The sequence below is a fragment of the Ottowia sp. genome, from assembly GCF_047601385.1.
Classification (GTDB): domain Bacteria; phylum Pseudomonadota; class Gammaproteobacteria; order Burkholderiales; family Burkholderiaceae_C; genus Ottowia.
This window is the reverse complement of the sequence record NZ_JASGJP010000001.1, coordinates 2,355,010-2,381,307: the sequence shown is the minus strand read 5'-3', so window position 1 is coordinate 2,381,307 and position 26,298 is coordinate 2,355,010. Positions and strand designations below refer to the sequence as shown.

The 26,298-nt window shown below is 69.8% G+C and carries 21 protein-coding genes and 2 pseudogenes; 15 read left to right on the top strand and 8 right to left on the bottom strand.

The annotated features are described in order from the left end of the window. Positions 1 to 32 precede the first annotated feature (32 nt). The 6 genes from QM772_RS11635 (at position 33) to QM772_RS11610 (ending at position 4,777) form a co-directional block, all read left to right on the top strand. Positions 33 to 332 (top strand): hypothetical protein, encoded by a 300-nt coding sequence (locus QM772_RS11635; RefSeq protein WP_415136601.1) that lies wholly within the window; start codon positions 33 to 35, stop codon positions 330 to 332. An 82-nt stretch (positions 333 to 414) separates the two neighbouring features. Further along, the gene (locus QM772_RS11630; RefSeq protein WP_415136599.1) at positions 415 to 786 is read left to right on the top strand and encodes a hypothetical protein; all 372 of its coding nucleotides are present in this window, start codon (positions 415 to 417) and stop codon (positions 784 to 786) included. A 61-nt stretch (positions 787 to 847) separates the two neighbouring features. Continuing rightward, positions 848 to 2,494 (top strand): DUF4384 domain-containing protein, encoded by a 1,647-nt coding sequence (locus QM772_RS11625; RefSeq protein ID WP_415136597.1) that lies wholly within the window; start codon positions 848 to 850, stop codon positions 2,492 to 2,494. Then, on the top strand, positions 2,491 to 3,666 hold the full coding sequence (locus QM772_RS11620; RefSeq protein ID WP_415136595.1) for a tetratricopeptide repeat protein: 1,176 nt from the start codon (positions 2,491 to 2,493) through the stop codon (positions 3,664 to 3,666). Before QM772_RS11625 ends, QM772_RS11620 begins: the two co-directional genes overlap by 4 nt. Positions 3,667 to 3,681: 15 nt before the next feature. After that, on the top strand, positions 3,682 to 4,215 hold the full coding sequence (locus tag QM772_RS11615; protein ID WP_415136593.1) for a pentapeptide repeat-containing protein: 534 nt from the start codon (positions 3,682 to 3,684) through the stop codon (positions 4,213 to 4,215). A 97-nt stretch (positions 4,216 to 4,312) separates the two neighbouring features. Then, positions 4,313 to 4,777, top strand: a complete 465-nt coding sequence (locus QM772_RS11610) for a PACE efflux transporter (protein ID WP_415136591.1) — start codon at positions 4,313 to 4,315, stop codon at positions 4,775 to 4,777. 5 nt (positions 4,778 to 4,782) lie between these two features. Here the strand turns inward: QM772_RS11610 and QM772_RS11605 are convergent, their stop codons facing one another. Then, the gene (locus tag QM772_RS11605) at positions 4,783 to 4,947 is read right to left on the bottom strand and encodes a hypothetical protein (RefSeq protein ID WP_415136589.1); all 165 of its coding nucleotides are present in this window, start codon (positions 4,945 to 4,947) and stop codon (positions 4,783 to 4,785) included. A gap of 66 nt (positions 4,948 to 5,013) precedes the next feature. On the opposite strand from QM772_RS11605, the gene QM772_RS11600 reads away from it, so the two are divergent. The 6 genes and pseudogenes from QM772_RS11600 to QM772_RS11575 all read left to right on the top strand — a co-directional run bounded on the left by QM772_RS11600 (position 5,014) and on the right by QM772_RS11575 (position 12,814). Then, entirely contained in the window at positions 5,014 to 6,222 is a 1,209-nt protein-coding gene (locus QM772_RS11600; protein ID WP_415136587.1) for a threonine ammonia-lyase, read from the top strand. Positions 6,223 to 6,316: 94 nt separating this feature from the next. After that, a pseudogene (locus QM772_RS11595) lies at positions 6,317 to 7,034 on the top strand (IS5 family transposase). Between the two features lie 466 nt (positions 7,035 to 7,500). Beyond that, positions 7,501 to 8,439, top strand: coding sequence for a hypothetical protein (locus QM772_RS11590; protein ID WP_415136585.1), 939 nt, complete (start codon positions 7,501 to 7,503; stop codon positions 8,437 to 8,439). Positions 8,440 to 8,656: 217 nt separating this feature from the next. After that, the gene (gene metH, locus QM772_RS11585; RefSeq protein WP_415136583.1) at positions 8,657 to 11,404 is read left to right on the top strand and encodes a methionine synthase; all 2,748 of its coding nucleotides are present in this window, start codon (positions 8,657 to 8,659) and stop codon (positions 11,402 to 11,404) included. A 23-nt stretch (positions 11,405 to 11,427) separates the two neighbouring features. Beyond that, positions 11,428 to 11,757, top strand: a pseudogene (locus QM772_RS11580) (glutathione S-transferase family protein); the annotation flags it as partial. A gap of 46 nt (positions 11,758 to 11,803) precedes the next feature. After that, a complete protein-coding gene (locus QM772_RS11575) occupies positions 11,804 to 12,814 on the top strand; it encodes a restriction endonuclease (RefSeq protein WP_415136581.1) in 1,011 nt (336 codons plus the stop codon). Between the two features lie 8 nt (positions 12,815 to 12,822). Here QM772_RS11575 and QM772_RS11570 read toward each other — a convergent pair whose 3' ends face one another. Beyond that, positions 12,823 to 15,906, bottom strand: a complete 3,084-nt coding sequence (locus tag QM772_RS11570) for an excinuclease ABC subunit UvrA (RefSeq protein WP_415136579.1) — start codon at positions 15,904 to 15,906, stop codon at positions 12,823 to 12,825. A 44-nt stretch (positions 15,907 to 15,950) separates the two neighbouring features. Beyond that, on the bottom strand, positions 15,951 to 16,961 hold the full coding sequence (locus tag QM772_RS11565) for an aldo/keto reductase (RefSeq protein WP_415136577.1): 1,011 nt from the start codon (positions 16,959 to 16,961) through the stop codon (positions 15,951 to 15,953). 104 nt (positions 16,962 to 17,065) lie between these two features. On the opposite strand from QM772_RS11565, the gene QM772_RS11560 reads away from it, so the two are divergent. The 3 genes from QM772_RS11560 to ssb all read left to right on the top strand — a co-directional run bounded on the left by QM772_RS11560 (position 17,066) and on the right by ssb (position 20,116). After that, positions 17,066 to 17,974 (top strand): LysR family transcriptional regulator, encoded by a 909-nt coding sequence (locus tag QM772_RS11560; protein ID WP_415136575.1) that lies wholly within the window; start codon positions 17,066 to 17,068, stop codon positions 17,972 to 17,974. A gap of 237 nt (positions 17,975 to 18,211) precedes the next feature. Then, on the top strand, positions 18,212 to 19,543 hold the full coding sequence (locus QM772_RS11555; protein ID WP_415139570.1) for an MFS transporter: 1,332 nt from the start codon (positions 18,212 to 18,214) through the stop codon (positions 19,541 to 19,543). A gap of 69 nt (positions 19,544 to 19,612) precedes the next feature. Next, positions 19,613 to 20,116 carry a single-stranded DNA-binding protein gene (gene ssb / locus QM772_RS11550; RefSeq protein WP_415136573.1) on the top strand — a complete coding sequence of 168 codons (504 nt, stop codon included), beginning with the start codon at positions 19,613 to 19,615 and terminating at the stop codon, positions 20,114 to 20,116. Positions 20,117 to 20,205: 89 nt separating this feature from the next. Here ssb and QM772_RS11545 read toward each other — a convergent pair whose 3' ends face one another. The 5 genes from QM772_RS11545 to QM772_RS11525 all read right to left on the bottom strand — a co-directional run bounded on the left by QM772_RS11545 (position 20,206) and on the right by QM772_RS11525 (position 26,288). Then, positions 20,206 to 21,303, bottom strand: a complete 1,098-nt coding sequence (locus QM772_RS11545; RefSeq protein ID WP_415136571.1) for a sulfate/molybdate ABC transporter ATP-binding protein — start codon at positions 21,301 to 21,303, stop codon at positions 20,206 to 20,208. After that, positions 21,300 to 22,322: a sulfate ABC transporter permease subunit CysW gene (cysW, locus tag QM772_RS11540; RefSeq protein ID WP_415136569.1), complete on the bottom strand. Its 1,023-nt coding sequence runs from the start codon at positions 22,320 to 22,322 to the stop codon at positions 21,300 to 21,302. The genes QM772_RS11545 and cysW overlap by 4 nt, the downstream gene beginning before the upstream one ends. Next, positions 22,322 to 23,197, bottom strand: coding sequence for a sulfate ABC transporter permease subunit CysT (cysT, locus tag QM772_RS11535; protein ID WP_415136567.1), 876 nt, complete (start codon positions 23,195 to 23,197; stop codon positions 22,322 to 22,324). Before cysT ends, cysW begins: the two co-directional genes overlap by 1 nt. 104 nt (positions 23,198 to 23,301) lie before the next feature. Further along, positions 23,302 to 24,297 carry a sulfate ABC transporter substrate-binding protein gene (locus tag QM772_RS11530; RefSeq protein WP_415136565.1) on the bottom strand — a complete coding sequence of 332 codons (996 nt, stop codon included), beginning with the start codon at positions 24,295 to 24,297 and terminating at the stop codon, positions 23,302 to 23,304. A 122-nt stretch (positions 24,298 to 24,419) separates the two neighbouring features. Continuing rightward, positions 24,420 to 26,288, bottom strand: coding sequence for a family 2A encapsulin nanocompartment cargo protein cysteine desulfurase (locus QM772_RS11525; protein WP_415136563.1), 1,869 nt, complete (start codon positions 26,286 to 26,288; stop codon positions 24,420 to 24,422). Between the last annotated feature and the right edge of the window lie 10 nt (positions 26,289 to 26,298).

Here is a 26,298-nt window from a genome sequence, read left to right as displayed (position 1 = left end):
CCAAAACCCGGGTATCCAGGAAGGAGAGCATCATGAAGAAAGTCATCGCCATTCTCGTCGCCGGCCTCGCGCTGGGGCTGGGCGCTCAAGCCGAGGTCAAGATCGGCGGGAAGAACAAGCAGACCGTGACCGTGAAGAACGGCGCGGTGCTGAACGCCGCCATCGGCGCCGGCGCCCAGGCCAAGCAGAACCTGGCCTCGAACAAGGGCAACGTGACCATCGGCGGCGACAACACGCAGGACGTTTCCGTGAAGAACGGCGCCGTGCTGAACGCCGCCATCGGCCCGATGACCAAGGCCGAGCAGAACCTGGCGTCCAACGACGGCAAGTGAGTCCCCTGGGGCCCACGGCGAGCACCCCGGCCTGCGGGCCTGGGGCGCTCGGCGCCGGCACCCCGCCTCGCGGAGAAATGCCATGAACATCTCGCCATCGTGCAAGCGCCCGCTGGGCCTGGCGGCGCCGCTCGTCGCCGCGGCCTGCATCGCCGGTGCGCTGTCGTCCGCGCCCGCGTTCGCGGTGCAGAAGCCGCCCGCGGAGCGCGGCAACCTCGACCCCTCGGCGCGCAACAAGGTGGGCACCGCGCTGTCGCGCTCGCGCATCGAGCGCGAGGACGGCAAGCGCCAGGTCGACGAACAGATGAGCTCCGGCGTCGGCGGCAAGAACTGCACCACCAACATCGGCAGCTCGCCATCGGCGAAGCCGGAGGTCGGGCAGCGCTACGGCGCCGGCGACAAGGGCAGCCAGGTCGTGGTCGTGCGCGGCCCGGTCATCAACGTCTGCAAGTAGCCGCACGGGCGGGCATCGGGCCGAACGCGCGAACGAACCAGGGGAACCAGGGAGAAGGACCATGTGGAGCATCACGAAGACCGCGGCACGCCGGAGCGCGTGCCTGGCCGCGGCGGCCCTGACGGGGTGCAGCATCAACCCCACGCTGAGCGACCGCGTGCAGACCATCGAGCAGGCCACCGTCGAGCAGGCGCCGCTGGTGGCGCCCACCAAGTCGGCCTCGGTGCTGCGCGAGGGGCTGGCCTGCATGGACCGCATGCTGGCGTCCGAGCAGGTGCCGACCACGCTGGTGGCCGTCAAGACCATTCCCGACCCGTCGGGCCTGTTCTCCACCGCCACCAAGGACATGCTGGTGACCGCGCTCTCGCGCATGTCGCGCACCAGCCAGGCCTTCCGCGTGGTGGACTATGAGATCGACGCCCTGCGCCAGGACACCGTGCAGGCCATCACCGGGCTGCTGCTCACCAGCGGCCAGGTGGAGCTGCAAAAGCCCCAGATCTACCTCTCGGGCTCGATCAGCTTCGGCGACAAGTCGGTGGTGGGCAAGCGGCGCACCCTCGGCGTCTCCACCGCCAGCACCGACACCGGCTACACCACCGACCTGCTGGGCACCGTGGTCGGCCTGGACCTGCACCTGGGCGACATGAACACCCGCACGCTCTACCCCGGCATGGATTCGGCCAACGAGGCCGTGGTGGCCACCGGCGGCACCTCGGTGGAGATCGGCGCGCGCGCCACCGGCCTGCCCAAGCACATCTACCGCCTGGGGTTGCAGTACGAGGTGGCGGCCGACAACAACCAGGGCGCCGGCAGCGCCATCCGCCTGCTGACCGACCTGGCCGCCATCGAGCTGGTGGGCAAGTGGGCGCGCGTGCCCTACTGGGACTGCATCGACTACGAGCAGAACCACCCCGAATTCGCGCGCCAGATGCGCCAGTGGTACGAGGAGCTGAGCGTGGCCGACCGCTGGCTGCTGGCCCAGCGCGTGATGCACGCCGAGGGCAACTGGCCGGACGAGGTCAACGGCATGGACACGCCCGCCTTCCGCAAGCTCATCAGCCGCTACCAGGCCGCCAACGACCTCACGCCCACCGGCACCATCAACTTCGAGACCTACACCAAGCTGATGCGCGGCTACGTCGGCATGACGGCCGACGGCAAGCTGCGCAGCGAGGTCAAGACCGCCGGCGGCGAGCTGAAGCACTACGCGCCGGGCCTGCCGGGCAACGCGCCGGAGCCGGGCGTGCTCGACATCTCGCTGGTGGGCAAGCGCGAGCGCGACAACGCCATGACCGTGGGCGAGGCGGTGGTGGTCCGCGTGGTGCCGCCCAGCACCGGCTACCTCTACTGCTACTACCAGGACGCGGGCCAGGTGGTCAGCCAGATCTACCCCAACCCGGCGCAGCCCTCCGCCGTGGCGCAGGGCGGGCGCGCCGTGACGGTGCCCGACACCAGCGGCAACAACCCGTTCCTCATCGAGGCCAGCAAGGCCGGCGCCGAGCAGGTGTACTGCGCGCTGTCGCCCAGGCCGCTGACCAGCCAGCTGCCGCCCACCTTCACCAAGGCCGACCTGCAGCCCATCGCCGGACTGAAGTCGCTCGACCCGGTGCGCGCCGCGTTCGGCACCTTCAAGCCCGGCGTGGCGGGCGAGCTGAAGTGGCAGGTGGCGCCCGGCGCCGCCAAGCCCGGCCGGGGAGCGCAGAAATGAGCCCCGCCGCGCCCACTCTGCTGCGCGCCGGCGCGCTGGCCGCGCTGCTGTGCGCCCTGGCGCCCGCCCAGGCCGAGATCAAGTTCCTGGGCGGCGGCGCCGCCGGCCCCGGGGCGCCGCGCGCGCCGGCCGCGGCGGACGCGCCCGCCGCCGACGATGCCACCGAGGCCGCGCTGCGCGCCGGGCTGGAGTACTACCGCAACCCCGGCGCGCCCATGGCCCCCGCGCTGGCCCGCCAGCGCTGGAAGCAGGCCGCCGAGGCCGGCGACGCGCGCGGCATGGTGGCCTACGGCTGGTTGCTGGCCAACGGCATCGGCGGCCTGCGCGACGTCGAGCAGGCGCGCGAGTGGATCGGCGAGGCGCGCGTGGCCGGGCTGGCGCGCGCCACCTTTGTCTCCTCGCTGCTCGAAGGCCGCATCCCAGGGGCGAAGAAGCGCGTGGAGTCGCTGCAGATGCTGGAGCAGGCCGCGCGCGACGGCGACATGCTGGCCGCCAACAACCTGGGCGTCGCGCTCGAGCTGGAAGGCAACCTGACCGGCGCCCGCGGCCTGTACGAGACGGCGGCCATGGCCGGCAACACCACCGCGCAGGGCAACCTGGAGCGCCTGCGCCGCCTGGCGCGCCCCACCGACGGGCTGAACCTCTCGCGCCTGCGGCTGCAGGCCGACGACGGCGACACCGACGCCATGCTCCAACTGGCGCAGCGCTACCACCGGGGCGAGGGCGTGACGCAGGACTTCGCGCAGGCCATCCAGTTCTACCGCCGCGCGGCGGACGGCGGCTCGGCGCGGGCGCGCGAGTTCATCTCGCTCATCTTCAGCCGCCCGCCCAAGGACAGCGCGCAGGTCTACGACGCCGCCTGGATGCGCGAGCTGGCCGCGCGCATCAACCTGCAGTCCGACCGCCGCCCCGGCGGCAGCGGCGTGGCGCAGAACGACCGCCCCCGACGCAACGAAGATCCGCTGGAAGGGCTGCCGGCGCTGCGCCAGAGCAACCGCGCCGCGCGCTGGGGCGCGGAGACCGGCGCCGCGGCCGGTGACCGCGCGGCGGAGCCTCCCGCGGCCGTCTCCCTGGCGCCGGCCGCTCCGGCGCCGGCCGATGCCGCGACCCCGCCGCCGGCCGATCCATCGGCGGGACAATCCGGCGCCGCCGATGGCGCCGAACAAAGTTGAAGGAGTGGCGATGCCATGTTCAGACTCTGCTGCCTGATGGCCGCCAGCCTTGCCTCCACGGGGCTGGCCCTGGCCGAACAGAAAACCGAGCGCCAGCGCTCGGTGGTCACGGTGACCGACGACGGCCAGGGCTCGCGCGTCGTCATCGAAGGCCCCCTCGTCAACCGCGCCGTGGGGCCCGGCGCCGTCGCCGAGACGAACATCGGCGGGCACCGCAGCGTCGCGCGCGGCGGTGCCGCTGCCTCGCGGGAGGCCATGCCGGCGCGCGGCGACCTGGTCAACCTCGACCTGGCCGGCCGCGCCCTGGGCGGCAGCAACTGGGCGGGGCGCAGGCTGATCAACGTCGATCTCTCGGGCGCCGACCTGCGGGGCGCCAACCTGCGCCGCGCCGCGCTGACCAACGTGGACCTGTCGGACGCCGACCTGCGCGAGGCCGACCTGAGCGGCGCGCAACTGGTCAACGTCGATCTGTCGGGCGCCCGGCTGCGCGGCGCGCGCATGGCGGACGGCCGGGTCTGCGCGTCGGACCGCTGCCGGGGATCCGAATGAAATCGGCCTCCAGCGCTTGCCAGGCAAGCGCCGATAGCTATTAATCGAATAGCGTACGGCGCGGGGCGAAGCGCGCGCGTCGGCTACAGTGCCGCCGATGCCGGATTCCCGCCCCGTTCATGCCCCGCCGCTGCTGACGCGCCTGCAAGGCCCGTGGCGGCGCGTGGTCTTCGTCACGCTGTACGAGCTGATCGCCATCGCCGCCGCCACGCTGGGCTTCATGCTGTTCACCGGGCACGGCGCCGCCAACTCGGGCGTGATCTCGGTCATCTGCTCGGTGGTGGCGGTGGTGTGGAACGTGCTGTTCAACGCCGCCTTCGAGCTCTGGGAAAGCCGCCAGCGCCGGCGCGGGCGCAGCGTCTGGCGCCGCGTCGCGCACGCGGTCGGCTTCGAGGGCGGGCTGGCCCTGCTGCTGGTGCCGCTGCTGGCCTGGTGGTTCGGCGTCGGCCTGTGGCAGGCGCTGGTGATGGACCTGGGGCTGCTGCTGTTCTTCCTGGCCTACACCTTCGCCTTCAACTGGGGCTTCGACCGGCTGTTCGGGCTGCCGGCGGCGGCGGCCTGAGGCGGTCAGCCCGCCGCCGCATCCTCGCCGGGGAAGTTGCGCCGGGCATGCACGACGCCCACCACCTCCACGTGGCTGGCCGCCACCTCGGCCTTGAGCCAGGCGTCGTAGCGCCGCTCCCGCTCGACGGTGTCGAACTCGGAGACGATGGAGGACAGGGCGGTGGTCATGCCGATGGACCTCGGTGTCCCGCAGTACCCCTGGCCCGCGCCGGCGTGGCGCGCACAATCACGCCCATGCTGCAATTGCCCGCCATCCAGCAAGCCGCCGGGCGCCTGCGCGGCCAGGTGCTGGAGACGCCCTGCGTCGAATCGCGCACGCTGAGCCAGATCAGCGGCGCGCAGGTGTTCCTGAAGTTCGAGAACCTGCAATTCACCGCCTCGTTCAAGGAGCGCGGCGCGTACAACAAGCTGGCGCAGCTTTCGCCGGCCGAGCGCGCGCGCGGCGTCATCGCCATGAGCGCGGGCAACCACGCGCAGGGCGTGGCCTACCACGCCGAGCGGCTGGGCCTGCGCGCCGTCATCGTCATGCCGCGCTTCACGCCGGGCGTGAAGGTGGCGCGCACGCGCGGCTTCGGCGCCGAGGTGGTGCTGCACGGCGACACGCTGGACGCCGCGCGCCAGCACGCCGAGCAGCTGGCGCGCGCGCAGGGCCTGCTGTTCGTGCACCCCTACGACGACGAGGCCATCATGGCCGGCCAGGGCACGCTGGCGCTGGAGATGCTGGCGGCGCAGCCGCAGCTGGACACGCTGATCCTCCCCGTGGGCGGCGGCGGCCTGATCGCCGGCGTGGCGACGGCGGCCAAGGCGCTGAAGCCCGGCATCGAGGTGGTCGGCGTGCAGACGCTGCGCTTCCCGGGCGTGGTCAACGCGGTGACGGGCAGCGCGCTGCCGCAGGGCGCCAGCACCATCGCCGAGGGCATCGCCGTCGGCACGCCGGGCGCGGCCTGCCTGCCGCTGATCCGCCAGCACGTGGACGATCTGCTGCTGGTGGACGAGGGCGACGTGGAGCAGGCCATCGTGATGCTGCTGGAGATCGAGAAGACACTGGCCGAAGGCGCCGGCGCCGCCGCGCTGGCCGCCCTGATGAAGCACCCCGCGCGCTTCGCCGGCCGCCGGGTGGGGCTGGTGCTCTCGGGCGGCAACATCGACCCGATGCTGCTGGCGGCCATCATCGGGCGCGGCATGGTGCGCTCGGGCCGGCTGGCGCGCGTGGCCGTCAGCACACGCGACGTGCCGGGGTCGCTCGCGCGCATCACCGCCCTGGTGGCCGAGGCCGGCGCCAACGTGCAGGAGATCCACCACCAGCGCGCCTTCACCCTGCTGGCGGCGCAGCACGTGGACATCGAGATGGTGCTGCAAACACGCGACGCGGCGCACGTGCAGGAGCTGCTGGCCATCTTTGCCGCGCAGGGGATGCAGGCGCGGCTGGTGGCGCAGCACTGAGCCAAATCGGCCTCCAGCGCCCGTCCAGTAAACGCTAGCAAACAGCCATTAGAGCGTGTTATGAACTTGATAGCGCTTGCTGTAGATTCGTCGGATGGCCAGACGCAAGCAGTACCCGACGGACGTGACGGATGAGGAATGGAGCTTTGCAGCGCCGTATCTGGCACTGATCAATGAGAAGGCAGCGCAGCGCCAGCATGAAGCAGACGCGCCGCTGGCTGCAAGCGGGGTGCTTCGAGGCCATGACCAACGACTTGCGCTCGGTCATCCGCGTGGCCCAAGGACGCCAGGGCCAGCCCAGCGCGGCAGTCTTTGATGGGCGCACCTTGCAATCGAGCTGCGAGAGCGGCCCGCGCGCAGGCTACGACGGCTACAAGCGGCGCAACGGCTCGAAGGTGCACATGGCCGTCGATACGCTGGGGCACCTGCTGGCCGTGCACGTCACGCCAGCCAATGAACAGGAGCGCGCGCAGGTGGCGCAGTTGTGCGCGGCAGTGCAGGAAGCGACAGGCGAGACGGTGAAGCTGGCCTGGGCCGATCAGGGCTACACGGGTGAAGAGCCCAACAGCCAAGCCAGCGAGCACGGCATTGACTTGCAGATCGTCAAACTGCCCGAGGCCAAGAAGGGGTTCGTGCTGCTGCCCAGGCGCTGGGTGGTCGAGCGAAGCTTCGGCTGGCTGGCTCGCTTCAGAAGGCTCAGTCGCGACTACGAGAGGCTGTCTGAGGTGCTCGCCGGATTGCATTTCCTGATCTTCGTGATCCTCATGCTGCCCAAGGCCATACCTGTCTTGAGTGCAGCAGTAAGCTCATAACACGCTCTATGTTTCAGAAACGTACAGGCTGACATGGCGCCAATTTGGATTGGCTTCGCCAAGAATACTAGATTTCTCAAAATAGACGGCAATAATAGCGCCTCGTGGCTCGCGTACGTAGAAATTGAAGTTTATGGATTCTAAATATTATTGTTCGATCGACACTTTCAACCATCACTGGAGCAGAATACTGCCGCCTTGAAATTGTACGATTCTGTATTATAGCGGTTAAAAATATACCAGTGGAGATCACAAAATGTCAAAGCCTATTCCAGCAATTCTCATAGGTCTTTTCTGCTCAATGGTGATTGCTTGCGGCGGAGGCAGCGATCCATCCACTCAACCGCCCCCGCCGCCACCTGCACCCGCTCCACCGTCACCCGGGAATTTACCTGTGGTGGTGAATGGCGAACCAACGCTATATGCGGGCTCTCTGGCCAGGGACGATGCCAGTGCATGCGGCAGGGTGGATTCGGACGATCCGCTCGAAGGCCGGTTCGGGCTCTTCACCAATTCGATGGTTGTCGCAGCCGATGGCTCTATCTATCTGACCGATGCACCCTGCGACGCATTCACCGATGCGCATGCCATTCGGAAGATCGACCCCAAAGGGGCCGTTACCACCGTGGCGAAAGGCGATCCCGCGCCTACTTCTGCCGCCGAATTGACCAGTTTCGTCATCCCCAACGGCATTGCAATAGATAAGGAGGGCAATCTCTTCGTCAGCGACGCGCGCGATGCCAAAGGGATGATGGATACGGGTGTTTGTGCCAACGGGGAATGGCCTGCCGGCCTGCCTTTTCCTCCGCCCGGTCAGCAGCCTGGAATCTGGAGAGTTTCTACAGCCGGAGAAATCTCGATCTTTGCCGGCGTCAACAGCCAGGCGGGCGATGGTGCGGATTTTGTGGATGGTGTCGGGGAATCCGCCAGCTTCAAATATCCGGGCCCAATAGCCTTCTCGGACGATGGGCTGCTGCATCTCATCGACAACGGAAGTGGTCTGCACAGCTACAGAACCATCGATGCCGGCGCCTTGGTCTCGACCAAGCAAGCCAGTTACGCACCCAACTTGGTTGCCGCACCCAACAAGAAGATATATGCCACCACCGGCTGCATCGACTCGACCGGGCCTGCGCCTGATTTGGTCGACCTGGGTACGGGAGAAGTGATTGCACAGAATATTCCAGATCCGACGCTGGTGGCCGTGGACGGTGCTGGGAACGTCTATTCGACCTCCCCAGAATCTCGGCAAACATTTTCGACAATTTACAGGAAAGCGTCGGGAGATTCCCATTTTTCCCCTGTTGCCACCGGCGTCTACAAAGTTCGCGCCATGACCACCGGTCCTGATGGCTCGCTCTATTTGAAGTCGGCACATGCCGTCATCAGGATAAGTTTCAAGTAGCGTCTCCAGCATTTGGCACTGTGCAGGCTCAGGTTCGGCACGCGCTCTAGAATCCCCCCTCGGGCGAGAAGCGTCATCGCAAGCATTGAGGAAGATTCGCATCCGGCGCTTGTCAGGCTTGCCTCACGAGCTATCGAAACGATAGCCTTATGGCGACGCTCACCTGCCCATGAATCCCGGTGAGACCATGCCTGCAAATTCCCCACCCCCACCCCCGATGAAGCTGGCCGGCCTGGAGCCGCTGCTGATCACCGACGACACGCTGTTCGTCAACATCGGCGAGCGCACCAACGTCACCGGCTCCAAGGCCTTCGCGCGCATGGTGCTGAACGGCCAGTTCGAGGAGGCGCTGTCGGTGGCGCGCCAGCAGGTGGAGAACGGCGCGCAGGTGGTGGACGTCAACATGGATGAAGCCATGCTCGACAGCGAGGCCGCCATGGTGAAGTTCCTCAACCTGATGGCCAGCGAGCCCGACATCGCCCGCGTGCCGGTGATGGTGGACAGCTCCAAGTGGAGCGTGATCGAGGCCGGCCTGCGCTGCCTGCAAGGCAAGGGCATCGTCAACTCCATCAGCATGAAGGAGGGCGTGGACAAGTTCAAGCACGAGGCGCGCCTGGTCAGGCGCTACGGCGCCGCCGCCGTGGTGATGGCCTTCGACGAGCAGGGCCAGGCCGACACCTACCAGCGCAAGATCGAGATCTGCGAGCGCGCCTACCGCATCCTGGTGGACGAAGTCGGCTTCCCGCCCGAGGACATCATCTTCGACCCCAACATCTTCGCCATCGCCACCGGCATCGAGGAGCACGACAACTACGCGGTCGAGTTCATCGAGGCCACGCGCTGGATCAAACAGCACCTGCCGGGCGCCAAGGTGTCGGGCGGCGTCAGCAACGTGTCGTTCAGCTTTCGCGGCAACGACCCGGTGCGCGAGGCCATCCACACCGTGTTCCTCTACCACGCCATCCAGGCGGGCATGGACATGGGCATCGTCAACGCCGGCATGGTGGGCGTCTATGACGACCTCGACCCCGAGCTGCGCGAGCGCGTGGAGGACGTGGTGCTCAACCGCCGCCCCGATGCGGCGGAGCGGCTGCTGGAGATCGCCGAATCCGCCAAGGGCGCCGCCAAGGACGACAGCAAGCGGCTGGAATGGCGCGCTGGCACCGTGGAAGAGCGCCTCAGCCACGCCCTGGTGCACGGCATCACCGACTTCGTGGTGGAGGACACCGAGGAGGCGTACCAGAAGATCGTCGCCCAGGGCGGCCGCCCGCTGGGCGTGATCGAAGGCCCGCTGATGGACGGCATGAACGTGGTCGGCGACCTGTTCGGCGCCGGCAAGATGTTCCTGCCCCAGGTGGTGAAGAGCGCGCGCGTGATGAAGCAGGCCGTGGCCCACCTGCTGCCCTACATCGAGGCCGAGAAGCGGGCCGACGAGGCGGCCGGGCGCGACGTGCGCAGCAAGGGCAAGATCGTCATCGCCACCGTCAAGGGCGACGTGCACGACATCGGCAAGAACATCGTCACCGTCGTGCTCCAGTGCAACAACTTCGAGGTGGTGAACATGGGCGTGATGGTGCCCTGCCACGAGATCCTGGCCAAGGCCAAGGTCGAGGGCGCGGACATCGTCGGCCTCTCCGGCCTGATCACCCCCAGCCTGGAGGAGATGCAGTACGTCGCCGCCCAGATGCAGAAGGACGAGCACTTCCGCGTCAGGAAGATTCCGCTGCTGATCGGCGGCGCCACCTGCTCGCGCGTGCACACCGCCGTCAAGATCGCGCCGCACTACGAAGGCCCGGTCGTCTACGTGCCCGACGCCTCGCGCAGCGTCGGCGTGGCCCAGGGCCTGCTGGGCGAGCAGGCGGACGCCTTCGTCGCCGAGGTGCAGGCCGACTACGAGAAGGTCCGCCAGCAGCACGCCAACCGCCGGCAGACGCCCATCTGGCCCATCGCCAAGGCGCGCGCCAACGCCACGCGCATCGACTGGTCGGGCTACCAGCCGCCGGCGCCCAAGTTCATCGGCCGGCGCGTGGTGCGCAACATCCCGCTGGCCGAGCTGGTGCCCTTCATCGACTGGACGCCGTTCTTCCAGACCTGGGACCTGTACGGCAAGTACCCCGCCATCCTGAAGGACGAGGTGGTCGGCCCCGAGGCCCGGCGCGTGTTCGACGACGCGCAGGCCATGCTGGCGAAGATCGTGGAGGGCCGCTGGCTCACCGCCAACGCCGTGGTCGGCTTCTGGCCCGCCAACACCGTGCGCCAGGACGACATCGCGCTGTACGCCGACGAGTCGCGCGAGCAGGTCGTGCTCACCTGGCACGGCCTGCGCCAGCAGGCCGAGAAGGAAGAAGACGCCCAGGGCCGCATGCGCCCCAGCCGCTGCCTGGCCGACTTCATTGCTCCAGAATCAATAGCTGTCAGCGCAGACGGGGCGGGCGCTGGAGGCCAAAAAGGCTTGAAGGACTACCTCGGCGCCTTCGCCGTCACCGCCGGCCTGGGCGTGGACGCGCGCGTGGCCGAGTACATGGCCCGGCACGACGACTACAGCGCCATCACCCTGAAGGCCCTGGCCGACCGCCTGGCCGAGGCCGGCGCCGAGTGGCTGCACCACCGCGTACGCACCGACTGGTGGGGCTACGCCGCCGGCGAGACCTTGAGCAACGACGAACTCATCGCCGAGAAGTACCGCGGCATCCGCCCCGCCCCCGGCTACCCCGCCTGCCCCGACCACCGCGTGAAGAAGCCGCTGTTCGCGCTGCTGGGCGCGCACGACGTCGGCATGCACCTGACCGACAGCTACGCCATGACGCCAGCCGCCAGCGTCAGCGGCTTCTACTTCAGCCACCCCGAGGCGACCTACTTCAACGTCGGCAAGATCGGCCCCGACCAGGCCATCGACATGGCCGAACGCAGCGGCGAGGAACCGGGCGAGGTGGAGCGGGCGCTGGCGCCGAATCTGAATCTGTGACGCGCGCCCGACCTGGCCCGCCCATGATCGACCTCTACACCGCCGCCACGCCCAACGGCCACAAGGTCTCCATCGCGCTGGAGGAACTGGGCCTGCCGTACCGGTTGAAGGTGCTCGACCTGGCGGCCGGCGAGCAGAAGGCGCCTGAGTTCCTGGCGCTCAACCCCAACGGCCGCATCCCGGCCATCGTCGATCACGACGCGGGCGGCTTCGCGGTGTTCGAGTCCGGCGCCATCCTGATCTACCTGGCCGAGAAGACCGGCCGCCTGATGCCGGCGGACGCGCAAGGCCGCTCGCGCGTGATCCAGTGGCTGATGTTCCAGATGGGCGGCGTGGGGCCGATGATGGGCCAGCGCGCAGGTGAAGTGAGCTAAGCGCTTTGGAAGCGTAAGGAAAAAGATGAAATCCAAAGCCATGTGGATGGTGCGCGCCGGCAGAGGCGGGCAACTCGTTGACGACTTCCGATCGGAATCCGTGGTCGGGATTGGTTGGGTGAAGTTGGGCGATATGGCCGCTCTGAAATCGCGCGCCGATTTCACCCACGCCGTGGTGCAGGCCTATCCTGGTGACAAGGCGGGACAGCAAGCATCTTCCGCCGGTCAGACCTACCGCTTCGTGAAGGAGATCGCCGTGGGGGACCACGTGTTGACCTACGACCCAAGTGAACGGACCTATTTGGTGGGCGAGGTAACGAGCACTTATGAGTGGCGACCGCAAGGCCTGTCAGATCACCCGAACATCCGACGCGTCAATTGGTTGGGTCAGATTTCGCGCGATGTCTTGTCCGTTGCGGCGCGCAACAGCCTGGGAGCGATTTCCACGCTGTTTCTGGTGCCACCCGCTGTGGCCGCCGAAGTGCTGGCCTTGTTGGTGGTGGGAAGGAGCGGCACGAGTGACCCGCTGCCTGCACCGGAGTCCGAAGCGGACGAGGAGACGGATGATCTTTACAAAGACGTGCAGGCGCGTGGCTTTGAATTCATCAAGGATCGCATCAGTGCGCTTGACTGGGATGAGATGCAGGAACTGGTGGCCGGGATGCTGCGCGCCATGGGCTACAAGACGCGCATTTCACCGAGCGGCTCTGATCGTGGCAAGGACATCGTGGCCTCACCTGATGGGCTGGGCTTCGAAGATCCGCGCATCGTGGTGGAAGTCAAGCACCGCAGTGCCGCCATGGGATCGCAGGAAATCCGCAGCTTTTTAGGCGGCCGGCATGAGCAAGACAAGGGCTTGTACGTGAGCACGGGCGGTTTCACCAAGGAGGCGCGTTATGAAGCCGAGCGCGGCCGCATCCCTGTGACGCTGATGGATCTCGATGACTTGGTGAAGTCCCTGCTTGAGCACTACGAAAAGCTGGACGTAGAGATGCAGCGGTTGGTTCCGCTGCGCAAGATCTACTGGCCAGCCTGAACGCCAGCTCACGCTGGCTGCGTGTCGAGCAGTCGCGCCAGATAACGCCCCGTATGGCTCGCCGCATTCGCCGCCACGTCTTCCGGCGTGCCCTGCGCCACCACGCTGCCGCCGCCGTCGCCGCCCTCGGGGCCCATGTCGATCAGCCAGTCGGCGGTCTTGATGACGTCCAGGTTGTGCTCGATCACGACGATGGTGTTGCCGGCGTCGCGCAGCTGTTGCAGCACCTTCAGCAGCAGCTCGATGTCGGCGAAGTGCAGGCCGGTGGTGGGCTCGTCCAGCACGTAGAGCGTGCGGCCGGTGTCGCGCTTGCTGAGTTCCAGCGCCAGCTTCACGCGCTGCGCCTCGCCGCCCGACAGGGTGGTGGCGCTCTGGCCGAGGGTGATGTAGCTCAGGCCCACGTCCAGCAGCGTTTGCAGCTTGCGCGCGATGGCGGGCTGGTCCTTGAAGAAGGCCAGCGCGTCTTCCACCGTCATGTCCAGCACCTGCGCGATGTTGCGGCCCTTCCACTGCACTTCCAGCGTCTCGCGGTTGTAGCGCCGGCCGTGGCACACGTCGCAGGGCACGTACACGTCGGGCAGGAAGTGCATCTCCACCTTCACCACGCCGTCGCCCTGGCAGGCCTCGCAGCGGCCGCCGCCGCTGGACTGCGGCACGTTGAAGCTGAAGCGCCCGGGGCCGTAGCCGCGCTCGCGCGCCGTGGGCACCTCGGCCATCAGCTCGCGGATGGGGGTGAACACGCCGCAGTAGGTGGCGGGGTTGCTGCGCGGCGTGCGGCCGATGGGGCTCTGGTCGACGGCGATCACCTTGTCGAACTGCGCCAGCCCCTCGATGGCTTCGTGCGGCGCTGGCTCGGCGTGCGCGCGGTGGATGTCGCGCGCGGCGGCGGCGTACAAGGTGTCGTTGACCAGGGTGGACTTGCCCGAGCCGGACACGCCGGTCACGCAAGTCAGCAGGCCGACGGGGAAGTCCACCGTCACGTGCTTCAGGTTGTGGCCGCTGGCGCCGACCACGCGCAGGCGGCCGGTCGCCTCGCCATCCGATTCTTCAGATGAAATCGGCCGCTGGCGCTTGCCAGGCGCGCGCTGGCAGCTATCGATAGCGTAGCTGGGCGCGCGCCGCGCGGGGATCGGGATGCGCCGCGCGCCGCTCAGGAACTGGCCGGTGACGGACTGCGGCGCGGCGGCGATCTCGGCGAAGCGGCCCTCGGCCATCACCTGCCCGCCGTGCACGCCGGCGCCGGGGCCCAGGTCGATGATGTGGTCGGCGGCGCGCATCATGTCCTCGTCGTGCTCCACCACCAGCACGCTGTTGCCCAGGTCGCGCAGGTGTTGCAGGGTGCCGATCAGGCGGTCGTTGTCGCGCTGGTGCAGGCCGATGCTGGGTTCGTCCAGCACGTACATCACGCCCGTCAGGCCGCTGCCGATCTGGCTGGCCAGGCGGATGCGTTGCGCCTCGCCGCCGCTTAAAGAATCGGCGCTGCGGTCCAGGCTGAGGTAGTTCAGCCCCACGTCGTTGAGGAACTTCAGCCGGTTGCCGATCTCGCGCACCACCTTGGCGGCGATCTCGGCCTTGGCGCCGTCGAGCTTCAACACATCGAAGTACGCCTTGGCCTCGCCCAGCGTGACGTGGCTGATCTCGTAGATGGCGCGCGCCTGTCCGCCCTCGCCCACGCGCACGTGGCGCGCCTCGCGGCGCAGGCGCGTGCCGCCGCAGTCGGGGCAGGGCTGCTGGCCGCGGTAGCGCGCCAGTTCCTCACGCACCACGGCGGAATCGGTCTCGCGGTAGCGGCGCGCCATGTTGGGCAGGATGCCCTCGAACGGATGCTTCTTGACCACCTTGCGCCCGGCAGCATGACGCCCCCCCTGAAGCGCTTCGCGCTCTCCCCCAGGGGACGTCGCCGCCTTGGGGCGGCCCGGCGGCGGCGCCCGCCCGCTGTCGAAGGTGTAGCTGAACTTGATCTCCTCCTCGCCCGAGCCGTGCAGGATCACGTGCCGCACCTCGGCCGGCAGGTCCTGGAACGGCGCATCGACGCTGAACCTGTAGTGCCTGGCCAGGCTCTCGATCAGCGCGAAGTAGTAGCCGTTGCGCCGATCCCAGCCCTTGATGGCGCCGCTGGCCAGGCTCAGGGACGGAAAGGCGACCACGCGCTCGGCGTCGAACACTTCCGTCGTGCCCAGGCCGTCGCAGCTCGGGCAGGCGCCGGCGGGGGCGTTGAAGGAGAACAGGCGCGGCTCCAGCTCGGCGATGGAGTAGCCGCACACAGGGCAGGCGAACTTGCTGTTGAACAGGTGCTCTTTATCGCCGTCCATCTCCAGCGCGATGGCGCGGCCGTCGGCCAGGCGCAGCGCGGCTTCAAAGCTGTCTGCAAGGCGCGCGGCCACGTCCGGGCGCACCTTCAGGCGGTCGATCACCACGTCGATGTCGTGCTTCTCGGCCTTCTTCAGCGGCGGCAGCTCCGTTGCTTCCACGATCCGGCCATCGACGCGAAAGCGCACGTAGCCCTGCGCCTGCATCTGCTCGAACAGCTCGGTGAACTCGCCCTTCTTCTCGCGCGCCACGGGCGCCAGGATCATCAGCCGGGTGTCCTCGGGCAGCGCCAGCACGGCGTCCACCATCTGGCTGACGGTCTGCACGGTGAGCGGCAGGCCGTGGTCGGGGCAATAGGGCGTGCCGGCGCGGGCGAACAGCAGGCGCAGGTAGTCGTGGATCTCGGTCACCGTGCCCACGGTGGAGCGCGGGTTGTGGCTGGTGGCCTTCTGCTCGATGGCGATCGCGGGCGACAGGCCCTCGATCAGGTCCACGTCGGGCTTGTCCATCAGCTGCAGGAACTGACGCGCATAGGCGCTGAGGCTCTCGACGTAGCGGCGCTGCCCCTCGGCGTACAGCGTGTCGAAGGCCAGCGACGACTTGCCCGAGCCCGACAGGCCGGTGACCACCACCAGCTTGTCCTTGGGCAGGTCGAGGTCGATGTTCTTCAGGTTGTGCGTGCGCGCCCCGCGCACGCTGATGCGCGGGGCGCGCAGCGCGGCGGCCAGGGGCAGGCCGTCGTCGGTGGTCGGGGCGGGAAGCGGTCGGGACAGGTCGGTCATGGGCGGGCGGCCCTGGCGCAGGGCAACCGGCCATTATCCGAAAACTACGTGTTCTTTGCCTCCACCCCGGCCCAGCCGGCGTCGGGGTAGCGCGCGCCCTGCACCGGGTGCGCGTCCAGCACGGCCTGGATGCGGGCCATCTGGCCGGCGTCGAGCGTGATGGCGGCGGCCGACACGTTCTCGTCCAGCCGCGCGCGCCGGCGCGTGCCCGGAATGGGCAGCACGTGCGGCTGGCGGTGCAGCAGCCAGGCCAGGGCGAGCTGAGCGGAGGTCAGGCCCCAGTCGCGCGCCAAGTCGCCCAGCGCATCGACCAGTGCCGTGTTGGCCTGCGCGGCCGCGCCCTGAAAGCGCGGGTTGTGCGCGCGGAAGTCGTCCGCCGCCAGGCGGGCCGTGTCCAGCGCGCCGGTCAGGAAGGCGCGGCCCAGCGGGCTGTAGGCGACGAAGGCGGTGCCCAGCTCGGCGCACAGGGGCAGCATCTCGCGCTCGGGCTCGCGCGTCCACAGCGAATACTCGCTTTGCAGCGCGGCGATGGGGTGCACGGCGTGGGCGCGGCGCAGCGTGTCGGCGCTGACCTCGGACAAGCCCAGCGCGCGAACCTTGCCGGCCGCCACCAGTTCGGCCATGGCGCCCACCACGTCCTCGATGGGCACGGCGGGGTCGCGCCGGTGGCAGTAGTACAGGTCGATGCGCTCCACGCCCAGGCGCTTCAGCGAGGCTTCGCAGGCGGCGCGGATGTAGGCCGGCGAGTTGTCGAGGCGGCGCTCGTAGGCGCCGGACGCGCGCACGATGCCGAACTTGGTGGCCAGCACCATGCGCTCGCGCCGCGCGCGGCCGCCGTCGGCGATGAAGCGGCCCAGCAGCGCCTCGTTGGCGCCCAGGCCGTAGGTGTCGGCGGTATCGAAGAGCTGCACGCCCCGCTCCAGCGCGTGAGCCAGCGTGGCCAGGGATTCGGCGTCATCCGCGGGGCCGTAGAACTCGCTCATGCCCATGCAGCCCAGGCCGATGGGGAAGACGGCCGGCAGCGCGGTGCCGAGCGGGCGAGGGGTGGCGGGCATGGGGGACTCCTGGAAAGCGTGAAGGGAAGGCCGGCAGCTTAAATCGTGCGGTCTGCTTTGATAATCCACCCATGACGCAATGGAATGCTGAACATGGCTCATCAATGGACAGCCCCGACGCGCCCCTGAACGAGCTGCAAGCCTTCGCCGCCGTCGCCCAGGCGCGCAGCTTCCGGCAGGCCGCGGCGCGGCTGGGCGTGTCGCCCTCGGCGCTGAGCCACAGCCTGCGCGGGCTGGAGTCGCGCCTGGGCGTGCGTCTGCTCAACCGCACCACGCGCAGCGTCGCGCCCACCGAGGCCGGCGCGCGGCTGCTGGCGACGCTGGCGCCGGCGCTGGCCGACATCCGCCGCGCGCTGGGCGAGGCGCTGGAGGCGGCGCGGCAGCCGCAGGGGCTGATCCGCATCAGCGCGCCCCGGACGGCGGCGCAGGCGGTGCTGTCGCCGCTGGTGGCGCGCTTCCTCCAGGCGCACCCGCGCATGGCGGTGGAGCTGGTGGCCGACGAGGCGCTGGTGGACATCGTCGCCGGCGGCTTCGATGCCGGCCTGCGTTTCGGCGAGAGCCTGCAACCCGGCATGGTGGCGCTGCCGGTGGGCGCGCCGCAGCGCTTCGTGGTGGTGGGCGCGCCCGGCTACCTGGCGGCGCAGGGCGAGCCGCGCACGCCGGCCGAGCTGGCGCGGCACCGCTGCCTGAACCTGCGCTTTCCGAGCGGGCGGCCGTACCGCTGGCAGTTCGTGCAGCCGCAGGACGGGCGCGGCTTCGAGGTGCAGGTGGAAGGCGCCTTCACCGCCAACGACCAGGCCCTGCTGCTGCGCGCGGCGCAGGACGGCCTGGGCCTGGCCTACGTGCAGGCCAGCCTGGCCGCGCCGGCGCTGGCCGCGGGCCACGTGCGCGCCGTGCTGGACGGGTGGCTGCCGCCGGCCGAGCAGGTCTACCTGTATTACCCGAGCCGGCGCCTGCAGCCGGCGGGCTTCCAGGCGTGGATCGACCTGGTGCGCGCGGATGCGGCGGGGTAGCGGCCGGATTTCAAGCCAAATCGGCCTCCAGCGCCCGCCAGTCAAGCGCTGGCAGCTATTAAAAAGTGAGAACTCGGGGGTATGGCCCAGCGCACCCGCGCCGCGCCGCCGCGCCACACCGATGCAGGCTGGCGATGCCCGACAATACCGCGCTGGCCGGCCGCGTGCCGGCCTGTGTCCCGCATGTCGATCCCAGACTCCTCCCCGATTTCCCTTCCCGACGCGCCCGTCCACCGCATGACCGCCGGCGAGCGGCGCGCCACGCAGTCGCTGGCGGCCATCTTCGCGCTGCGCATGCTGGGGCTGTTCCTGGTGCTGCCGGTGTTCGCCATCGAGGCGGCGCGCTACCCCGGTGGCGACGATCCCGCCCTGGTCGGCCTGGCGATGGGCCTCTACGGGCTGACGCAGGCCATCATGCAGGTGCCGCTCGGGCTGGCGTCCGACCGCGTGGGGCGCAAGCGCGTGATCGTGGCGGGCCTGCTGCTGTTCGCCCTGGGCAGCGCGGTGGCCGCGCTGGCCGGCAGCGTGCAGGGGCTGGCCGTGGGCCGCGCGCTGCAGGGCGCCGGCGCCGTCTCGGCCGCCGTGACGGCGCTGCTGGCCGACCTGACGCGCGACGAGGTGCGCACCAAGGGCATGGCGCTGGTGGGCGCCAGCATCGGGCTGACCTTCGCCGTCTCGCTGATGGCGGCGGCGCCGCTGACGGCCTGGCTGGGGCTGCCCGGCCTGTTCTGGCTGACCGCCGCGCTGGCGCTGGCCGGCATCGCCGTGGTGCTGCGCTGGACGCCGGCCGAGCCCGCGCGCCACTCAGAAGCTGTGAATGAATTCGCCGCGTCCGAGCAGGCCGCGCAGGCGTGCGCCCTCAAGGCGCAAAGCGCAGACGTAGCTCGGGCTACGTCGAGCATTTGCAACGCCGAGGGCGTGCGTCTGCGCGGGATGAGCGGGCGTGGCGGGTTCGTTCACAGCTTCTCAGACGAGCCGCGCGGGCGCCTGGCCGAGGTCTGGCGCCACCCGCTGCTGTGGCGGCTGGACCTGGGCGTGTTCGTGCTGCACACGGTGCAGATGGCGATGTGGGTGGTGGTGCCCGGGCGGCTGCTGCAGGCGGGCGTGCCCAGGTCGGCGCACTGGCAGGTGTACCTGCCGGCGGTGCTGGCCTCGTTCGTGCTGATGGGCGGGCTGTTCGCGCTGGAGCGGCGCGGCCACCTGCGCGCCGTGCTGCGCGGCGCCATCGCGCTGCTGCTGCTGGTGCAGCTCGCGCTGCTGGCGCTGGCGCCGCAGGCGCCGGGGGCGTGGACGCTGGGCGTGGTGCTGTTCGCCTTCTTCGTCGCCTTCAACATCCTGGAGGCCACCCAGCCCAGCATGATCTCGCGCCTGGCGCCGGCGCGCGCGCGCGGCGCGGCGCTGGGGGTGTACAACACGCTGCAATCGCTCGGCCTGTTCGCCGGCGGCGCGCTGGGCGGCTGGCTGCTGAAGCACGCGGGAGCACCGGGGGTGTTCGCGGCGACGGCGCTGCTGGCGGCGCTGTGGCTGCTGCTGGGCTGGGCGCAGCAGGTGCCGCCGGCGCGCCGCTGAACCGGCCGACGCCGGGGCTTGCGGCACAATGGCGGGTCTCTCGCAAGACCTCCACCGGATCAGATCGCCATGGCCTCCGTCAACAAAGTCATCCTCGTCGGCAACCTGGGGCGCGACCCCGAGATGCGCTCGTTCCCCAGCGGCGACCAGGTGGCCAACGTCACCCTGGCGACCACCGACAAGTGGAAGGACAAGCAGTCCGGCGAGCCGCGCGAGCACACCGAGTGGCACCGCCTGGTGTTCAACGGCCGGCTGGCCGAGATCGCCGGGCAATATCTGCGCAAGGGCTCGCAAATCTACGTCGAGGGCAGCATCCGCACCCGCAAGTGGCAGGACCAGCAGAGCGGCCAGGACCGCTACAGCACCGAGATCCGCGTGGACCAGATGCAGATGCTGGGCAGCCGCCAGGGCATGGGCGGCCCGTCGGACGACGGTGGTGGCGGCGGCGACTACGACGCGCCGCGCCGCGCCGCGCCGGCCCCGCGCGCCGCCGCCCCCGCGCCGCGCGCGCCTGCGCCGGCGGCCAGGTCGTCGTCGGGGTTCGACGACATGGACGACGACATCCCGTTCTGAGATTCCTCAAGCGCCACGGGGCTTGCCCTGGCGCCCGGCGACCATCAAGCGCCGGCAGCTGCCGAACCCACAGCGCGGGGCGTTCGCGCTCAGATCATCGCCGCCGGATCATGAGCCGTCGCGCTCTCCAGGAACACGCGCGCCTTGCGCGTCGCCACCAGCACCGTGTCGCCTTCCTTCAGCCCCAGGCGGCGGTATTCGTCCGAGGGCAGGTGCGCTTCCAGGAGCTGGCCGGACTGCTCGCGCGGCGTCAGCTCCAGCCGCGCCATCGGGCCGACGACCAGGGCACGGTCCAGCCGGGCGGGCACGCCGGGGGCGCCGGCGGCCCAGGGCGCCACGGCCAGGTCGCTGGGACGCACGAAGGCCATGGCCTCGGCGTCCAGCGCGCCGGCGAACTCGGGCGCGGCGATCTGCCAGCCGCCAGCGGCCTGCATCTGGCCGCCGCTGGCGCGGCCGCGCAGCAGGTTCACGTCGCCCAGAAAGCCATAGACGAACGGGCTGGCCGGGTGCTCCCACACCTGCTGCGGCGTGCCGATCTGCTCGATGCGGCCGTGGTTCATCACCACCACGCGGTCGGCCACTTCCAGCGCTTCTTCCTGGTCGTGGGTGACGAAGATGCTGGTCACGTGCAGCTCGTCGTGCAGGCGGCGCAGCCAGCGGCGCAGTTCCTTGCGCACCTTGGCGTCGAGCGCGCCGAAGGGCTCGTCGAGCAGCAGCACCTTGGGCTCCACCGCCAGCGCGCGCGCCAGGGCGATGCGCTGGCGCTGCCCGCCGGAGAGCTGCGAGGGGTAGCGGTCGGCCAGCCAGTCGAGCTGCACCAGGCCCAGCAGTTCGTGCACCTTGGCCTGGATCTGCGCGTCGCTCGGGCGCTCGCGCCGGGGCTTCACGCGCAGGCCGAAGGCCACGTTCTCGGCCACCGTCATGTGGCGGAACAGCGCGTAGTGCTGGAACACGAAGCCCACCTGCCGCTCGCGCACGTGCACGTCGGTGGTGTCGGCGCCGCTGAACAGGATGCTGCCGGCGTCGGCGGACTCCAGCCCGGCGATGATGCGCAGCAGCGTGGTCTTGCCGCAGCCCGAGGGGCCGAGCAGCGCCACCAGTTCACCGGAGTCGATGTCCAGGCTGACGTCGTCCAGCGCGCGGAAGTCGCCGAAATGCTTGCTGACGCGGCGGATCTCGATGCTCATCGTGTTGCTCCTGGAACAATAGCTGCCAGCGCTTGCTGGGCGGGCGCTGGAGGCCGATTTGGTTCATGGGCTACGGGCTCGGGCGGCAGCTCGGCGCTGGCGCGCAGCTCGCGCTCGTGGCGCCATTGCACCCCTGTCTTGATGACCAGCGTGACGATGGCCAGCAGCGCCAGCAGCGAGGCGACGGCGAAGGCGGCCTGGCCCTGGTACTCGTTGTAGAGGATCTCCACGTGCAGCGGCATGGTGTTGGTCTGGCCACGGATGTGGCCGCTGACGACCGACACGGCGCCGAACTCGCCCATCGCCCGCGCGTTGCACAGGATCACGCCGTAGATCAGCCCCCACTTGATGTTGGGCAGCGTCACGTGCCAGAAGGTCTGCCAGCCGCTGGCGCCCAGCACTTGCGCGGCCTGCTCCTCGTCGCTGCCCTGCGCCTGCATCAGCGGGATCAGCTCGCGCGCGATGAAGGGGAAGGTGACGAACACCGTGGCCAGCACGATGCCCGGCACGGCGAACACGATCTTGATGTCGTGCTCGGCCAGCCACGGCCCCAGCCAGCCCTGCGCGCCGAACACCAGCACGTAGATCAGGCCCGCCACCACGGGCGAGACGGAGAAGGGCAGGTCGATCAGCGTGGTCAGGAAGGACTTGCCGCGGAACTCGAACTTGGCGATGCACCAGGCCGCCGCCACGCCGAAGACCAGGTTCAGCGGCACCGCGACGGCGGCGGTGAGCAGCGTCAGGCGGACGGCGGCCAGCGCGTCGGGCTCTTTCAGCGCGGCCCAGTAGGCGGCCCAGCCGCCGCGCAGCGCCTCGACGAACACGGCCGCCAGCGGCAGCACCAGGAACAGCGCCATGAAGCCCAGCGCCAGCGCGGTGAGCAGCCAGCGGACGGCGGGCGATTCGGTGGTGTTGACTCTTTTGAGAATCGGTCCCCCCACGCTCCCCGCTGCGCGTGGTTCGCTGCCCCCCGAGGGGGCCTTCGCACCTTCGGGCGGCCGTGCGGCGCTCACGCTCATCACACGCCCCCCGTGCGGCGCCGCTGCCACGCCTGCAAGCCGTTGATGACCAGCAGCAGGATGAACGAGATCACCAGCATCACCGAGGCCACGGCGGTGGCGCCGGCGTAGTCGTACTGCTCCAGCTTGCCGATGATGATGAGCGGCGTGATCTCGCTCACCATCGGCATGTTGCCGGCGATGAAGATGACCGAGCCGTATTCGCCCACCGCGCGCGCGAAGGCCATCGCGAAGCCCGTCAGCAGCGCCGGCGCGATGGCCGGGAAGATCACGCGCCAGAAGGTCTGCCAGCGGGTGGCGCCCAGGCAGGCTGCCGCTTCTTCCAGCTCCTTCTCGGTGTCTTCCAGCACCGGCTGCACGGTGCGCACCACGAAGGGCAGGCCGATGAAGATCAGCGCGATGACGATGCCCGCCGGCTTGAACGCCAGCTCGATGCCCAGCGGCTCCAGGTATTGCCCCAGCCAGCCGTTGCCGGCCAGGATGGCCGTGAGCGCGATGCCGGCCACGGCGGTGGGCAGGGCGAAGGGCAGGTCCACCAGCGCGTCGGCGATCTTCTTGCCGGGGAACTCGTAGCGCACCAGCACCCAGGCCACCAGCAGGCCGGCCGCCACGTTGACCAGCGCCGCCAGAAAGGAGGCGCCGAAGGTCAGCCGGTACGAGGCCAGCACGCGCGGCGCCGTCACCGCGGCCCAGAAGTCGGCCCAGCTCATCGACAGCGTCTTGAACACCAGCGCCGACAGCGGGATGAGCACGATCAGGCCCAGGTACAGCAGCGTGTAGCCCAGCGTCAGGTTGAAGCCGGGCAGCACGCGGCGCGCGGCGCGCCGGGGCGCGGGCGCCAGCGCGGAGGGCGCGGCGATGGAGGCGGTGCTCATATGATTTTGATAGCTGCCGGCGCTTGATGGGCGCCGGCTGGAGGGCTAAAAGGCTTCAAATCCGGGCGGCGTCCACGCCAGGGGCGCAGCGCCGGCGGCGGGCCTCATTTACCCGGCTGGTAGAGCTTGTCGAACTGGCCGCCGTCGTTGAAGTGCACCTTCTGCGCCTCGGCCAGCGAGCCGAAATACTGGTCCACGGTGAACAGCTTGATCGGCTTGAACTGCGGGTATTTCCTCAGCACGGCTTCGTCGCGCGGGCGGATGTTGTGCCTGGCGGCGATCTCCTGCGCCTCGGGCGTGTAGAGGAAGTCCAGGTAGGCCTTGGCCTCGGCGGCGGTGCCCTTCTTGGCGACCGTGCGCTCGACCACCGCCACCGGGTTCTCGGCCACGATGCTGGCGCCGGGGTGGATGGCGTCCACCTTGCCGGCGCCGAACTCCTTGTCCACCGACACCACCTCGGACTCGAAGGTGATCAGCACGTCGCCGATGTTGCGCTGCAGGAACACGCCGGTGGCGTCGCGCCCGCCGCGCGCCAGCACCGGCACGTTCTTGTAGAGCCTGCTGACGAAGTCCAGCGCCTGCGCGTCGGTGCCGCCCTTGGCGCGCACCTGGCCCCAGGCCGCCATGTAGGCGTAGCGGCCATTGCCGCCGGTCTTGGGGTTGACCACCACCACCTGCACGCCGGGCTTGACCAGGTCGTCCCAGTCCTTGATGCCCTTGGGGTTGCCGTTGCGCACCAGGAACAGCATGGTGGACGTGGTGGGCGCCGCGCCGTGGGGGAACCTGGCGCGCCAGTCCTTGGCCACCACGCCCTTGTCGGCCAGGAAGTCGATGTCGGTGGTGGTGTTCATCGTCACCACGTCGGCGTCCAGCCCGTCGGCCACGGCGCGCGCCTGCGCGCTGGAGCCGGCGTGCGACTGGTCGATCTTGATGTCCTTGCCGGTGGCCTTCTTGTAGTGGGCGACGAAGGCGGGGTTGATGTCCTTGTAGAACTCGCGCGCGACGTCGTAGGAGACGTTGAGCAGCGTGGTCTGGGCGGAGGCGGCCGAGGCGGCGGCCAGCGCGAGCACGGGGACAAGGAGGCGGAGCTTGAGTTTCATGGCGGCACAAAAAAGATGCCGGCGGGAAATGCCGGCGCGGTCGGAAGTCTGTCGCCAACGGCTTCAAACTCAAACTATCTTTTTCTATTTTCCTTATTCGCCCCTGGAATAAAGCCTGGCGCTCAGGCCCTGCGGGGGCTGAGCTTGCGCACCACCTCGGCCAGCCGGTCGATCTCCTCGAAGGTGTTGTAGAACGCCAGCGAAGGCCGCACCGTGGCCTCCACGCCGAAGCGGCGCAGGATCGGCTGGGCGCAGTGGTGGCCGGTGCGCACGGCGATGCCCTCCTGGTTGAGGGCCTGGCCGACCTCGTCGGTGGTGCGGCCGTCCAGCACGAAGGACATCACGCTGGCCTTGTCGGCCGCCGTGCCGATCAGCCGCACGCCCGGGATCCGGCGCAGGCAGTCCATGCCGTAGACCAGCAGCTCGTGCTCGTAGCGCGCGATGTTCTCCAGGCCGAGCCGCTGCACGTAGTCGATCGCCGCGCCCAGGCCCACCGCGTCGGCGATGTTGCCGGTGCCGGCCTCGAAGGTGTTGGGCAGGGGCTGGAACACGGTCTTCTCGAAGGTCACGTCGGCGATCATGTTGCCGCCGCCCTGCCAGGGCGGCATGTCCTCCAGCACCTCGCGTTTGCCCCACAGCGCGCCGATGCCGGTCGGCCCGAACACCTTGTGGCCGGAGAAGACGAAGAAGTCGGCGCCGATGTCCTGCACGTCCACCCGCAGGTGCGACACCGACTGCGCCCCGTCCACCAGCGCCTTCGCGCCCGCGCGGTGCGCCAGCTCGACGATCCGCTTGACGGGCACCACGGTGCCCAGCGCGTTGGACACCTGCGTGACGGCGACGATCTTCGTGCGGTCGTTCAGCAGCTTCTGGTACTCCTCCAGCAGCACCTGGCCGCTGTCATCGACCGGGATGACGCGCAGCTTCGCGCCCTTGGCGGCGGCGAGCTGCTGCCAGGGCACGATGTTGGCGTGGTGCTCCAGGTGGCTGACGACGATCTCGTCGCCCTCGCCCACGTGCTGCCCGCCCCAGCTCTTGGCCACCAGGTTGATCGCCTCGGTGGTGCCGCGCACGAAGATCACCTCGTCCGCGTCGGGCGCGTTCAGGAAGGCGCGCACCTTCTCGCGCGCCGCTTCGTAGGCGTCGGTGGCGCGTGCCGCCAGCTCGTGCGCGGCGCGGTGGATGTTGGAGTTCTCGTGCTCGTAGAAATACGCCAGCCGCTCGATGACCTGGCGCGGCTTCTGCGTGGTGGCGGCATTGTCCAGCCAGGCCAGCGGCCGGCCGTTGACGCGCTCCGAGAGGATCGGGAAGTCGCGCCGCACGGCGTGCACGTCGAAGGGCGGGTGGCGGTCCGGCGCGCCGGGCGCCCCGCTCTCGCGGGCACCCGGCGTGGCGGGCGTGGTGTATCCGCCGGGCAGCACGACCGCATCGACGAAGTAGAAGCGCGGGTCCGCCGACGGCGCGGCTGGCGGCTGCGCGCCCGCGGGCACCGCCGGCGCGGCGCGCGGCGGCTCGGGCGGGGCGAAGGGCTGCTGCGCCAGCGCCTCCAGCGGGTCGGCGCCGCCCGGCGCCGGAGCGCCGCCGGGCAGGAAGTAGTACGGCGCGGCGGCCGGCGCCTCGGGCACGCCCAGCACGCCGCCGGCGAAGCGCGGCTCGTAGCCGGGCACGGGCGCGAACACGCTGTCCGGCACGCCGTTGCCGGCTGGCGCGTGCGGCGCCAGCGCCGGCGCGCGGTGGGCCAGCGACAGCACCGGCGTGGGCGAGGCCGGCAGCAGGTTGGCGCCCGGCACCTGCCCCTGCGGGATGGGCGTGCCGGGCACGCTGGGCCCCAGCCCGGCCGGGCTGGCCAGCGGCGAGCCGGGCGGCGCCAGCTGCACCGGCGCCTGCACGCCCGGCACCTCGCCGGGCAGGGCGGTGAACAGCGCATTCGCCATGCGCGCCAGCAGGGCCGGGTCGATGGGCGCCTCGAAAGGGGTGGGAACTGCGGTCATGCCGGCGGCT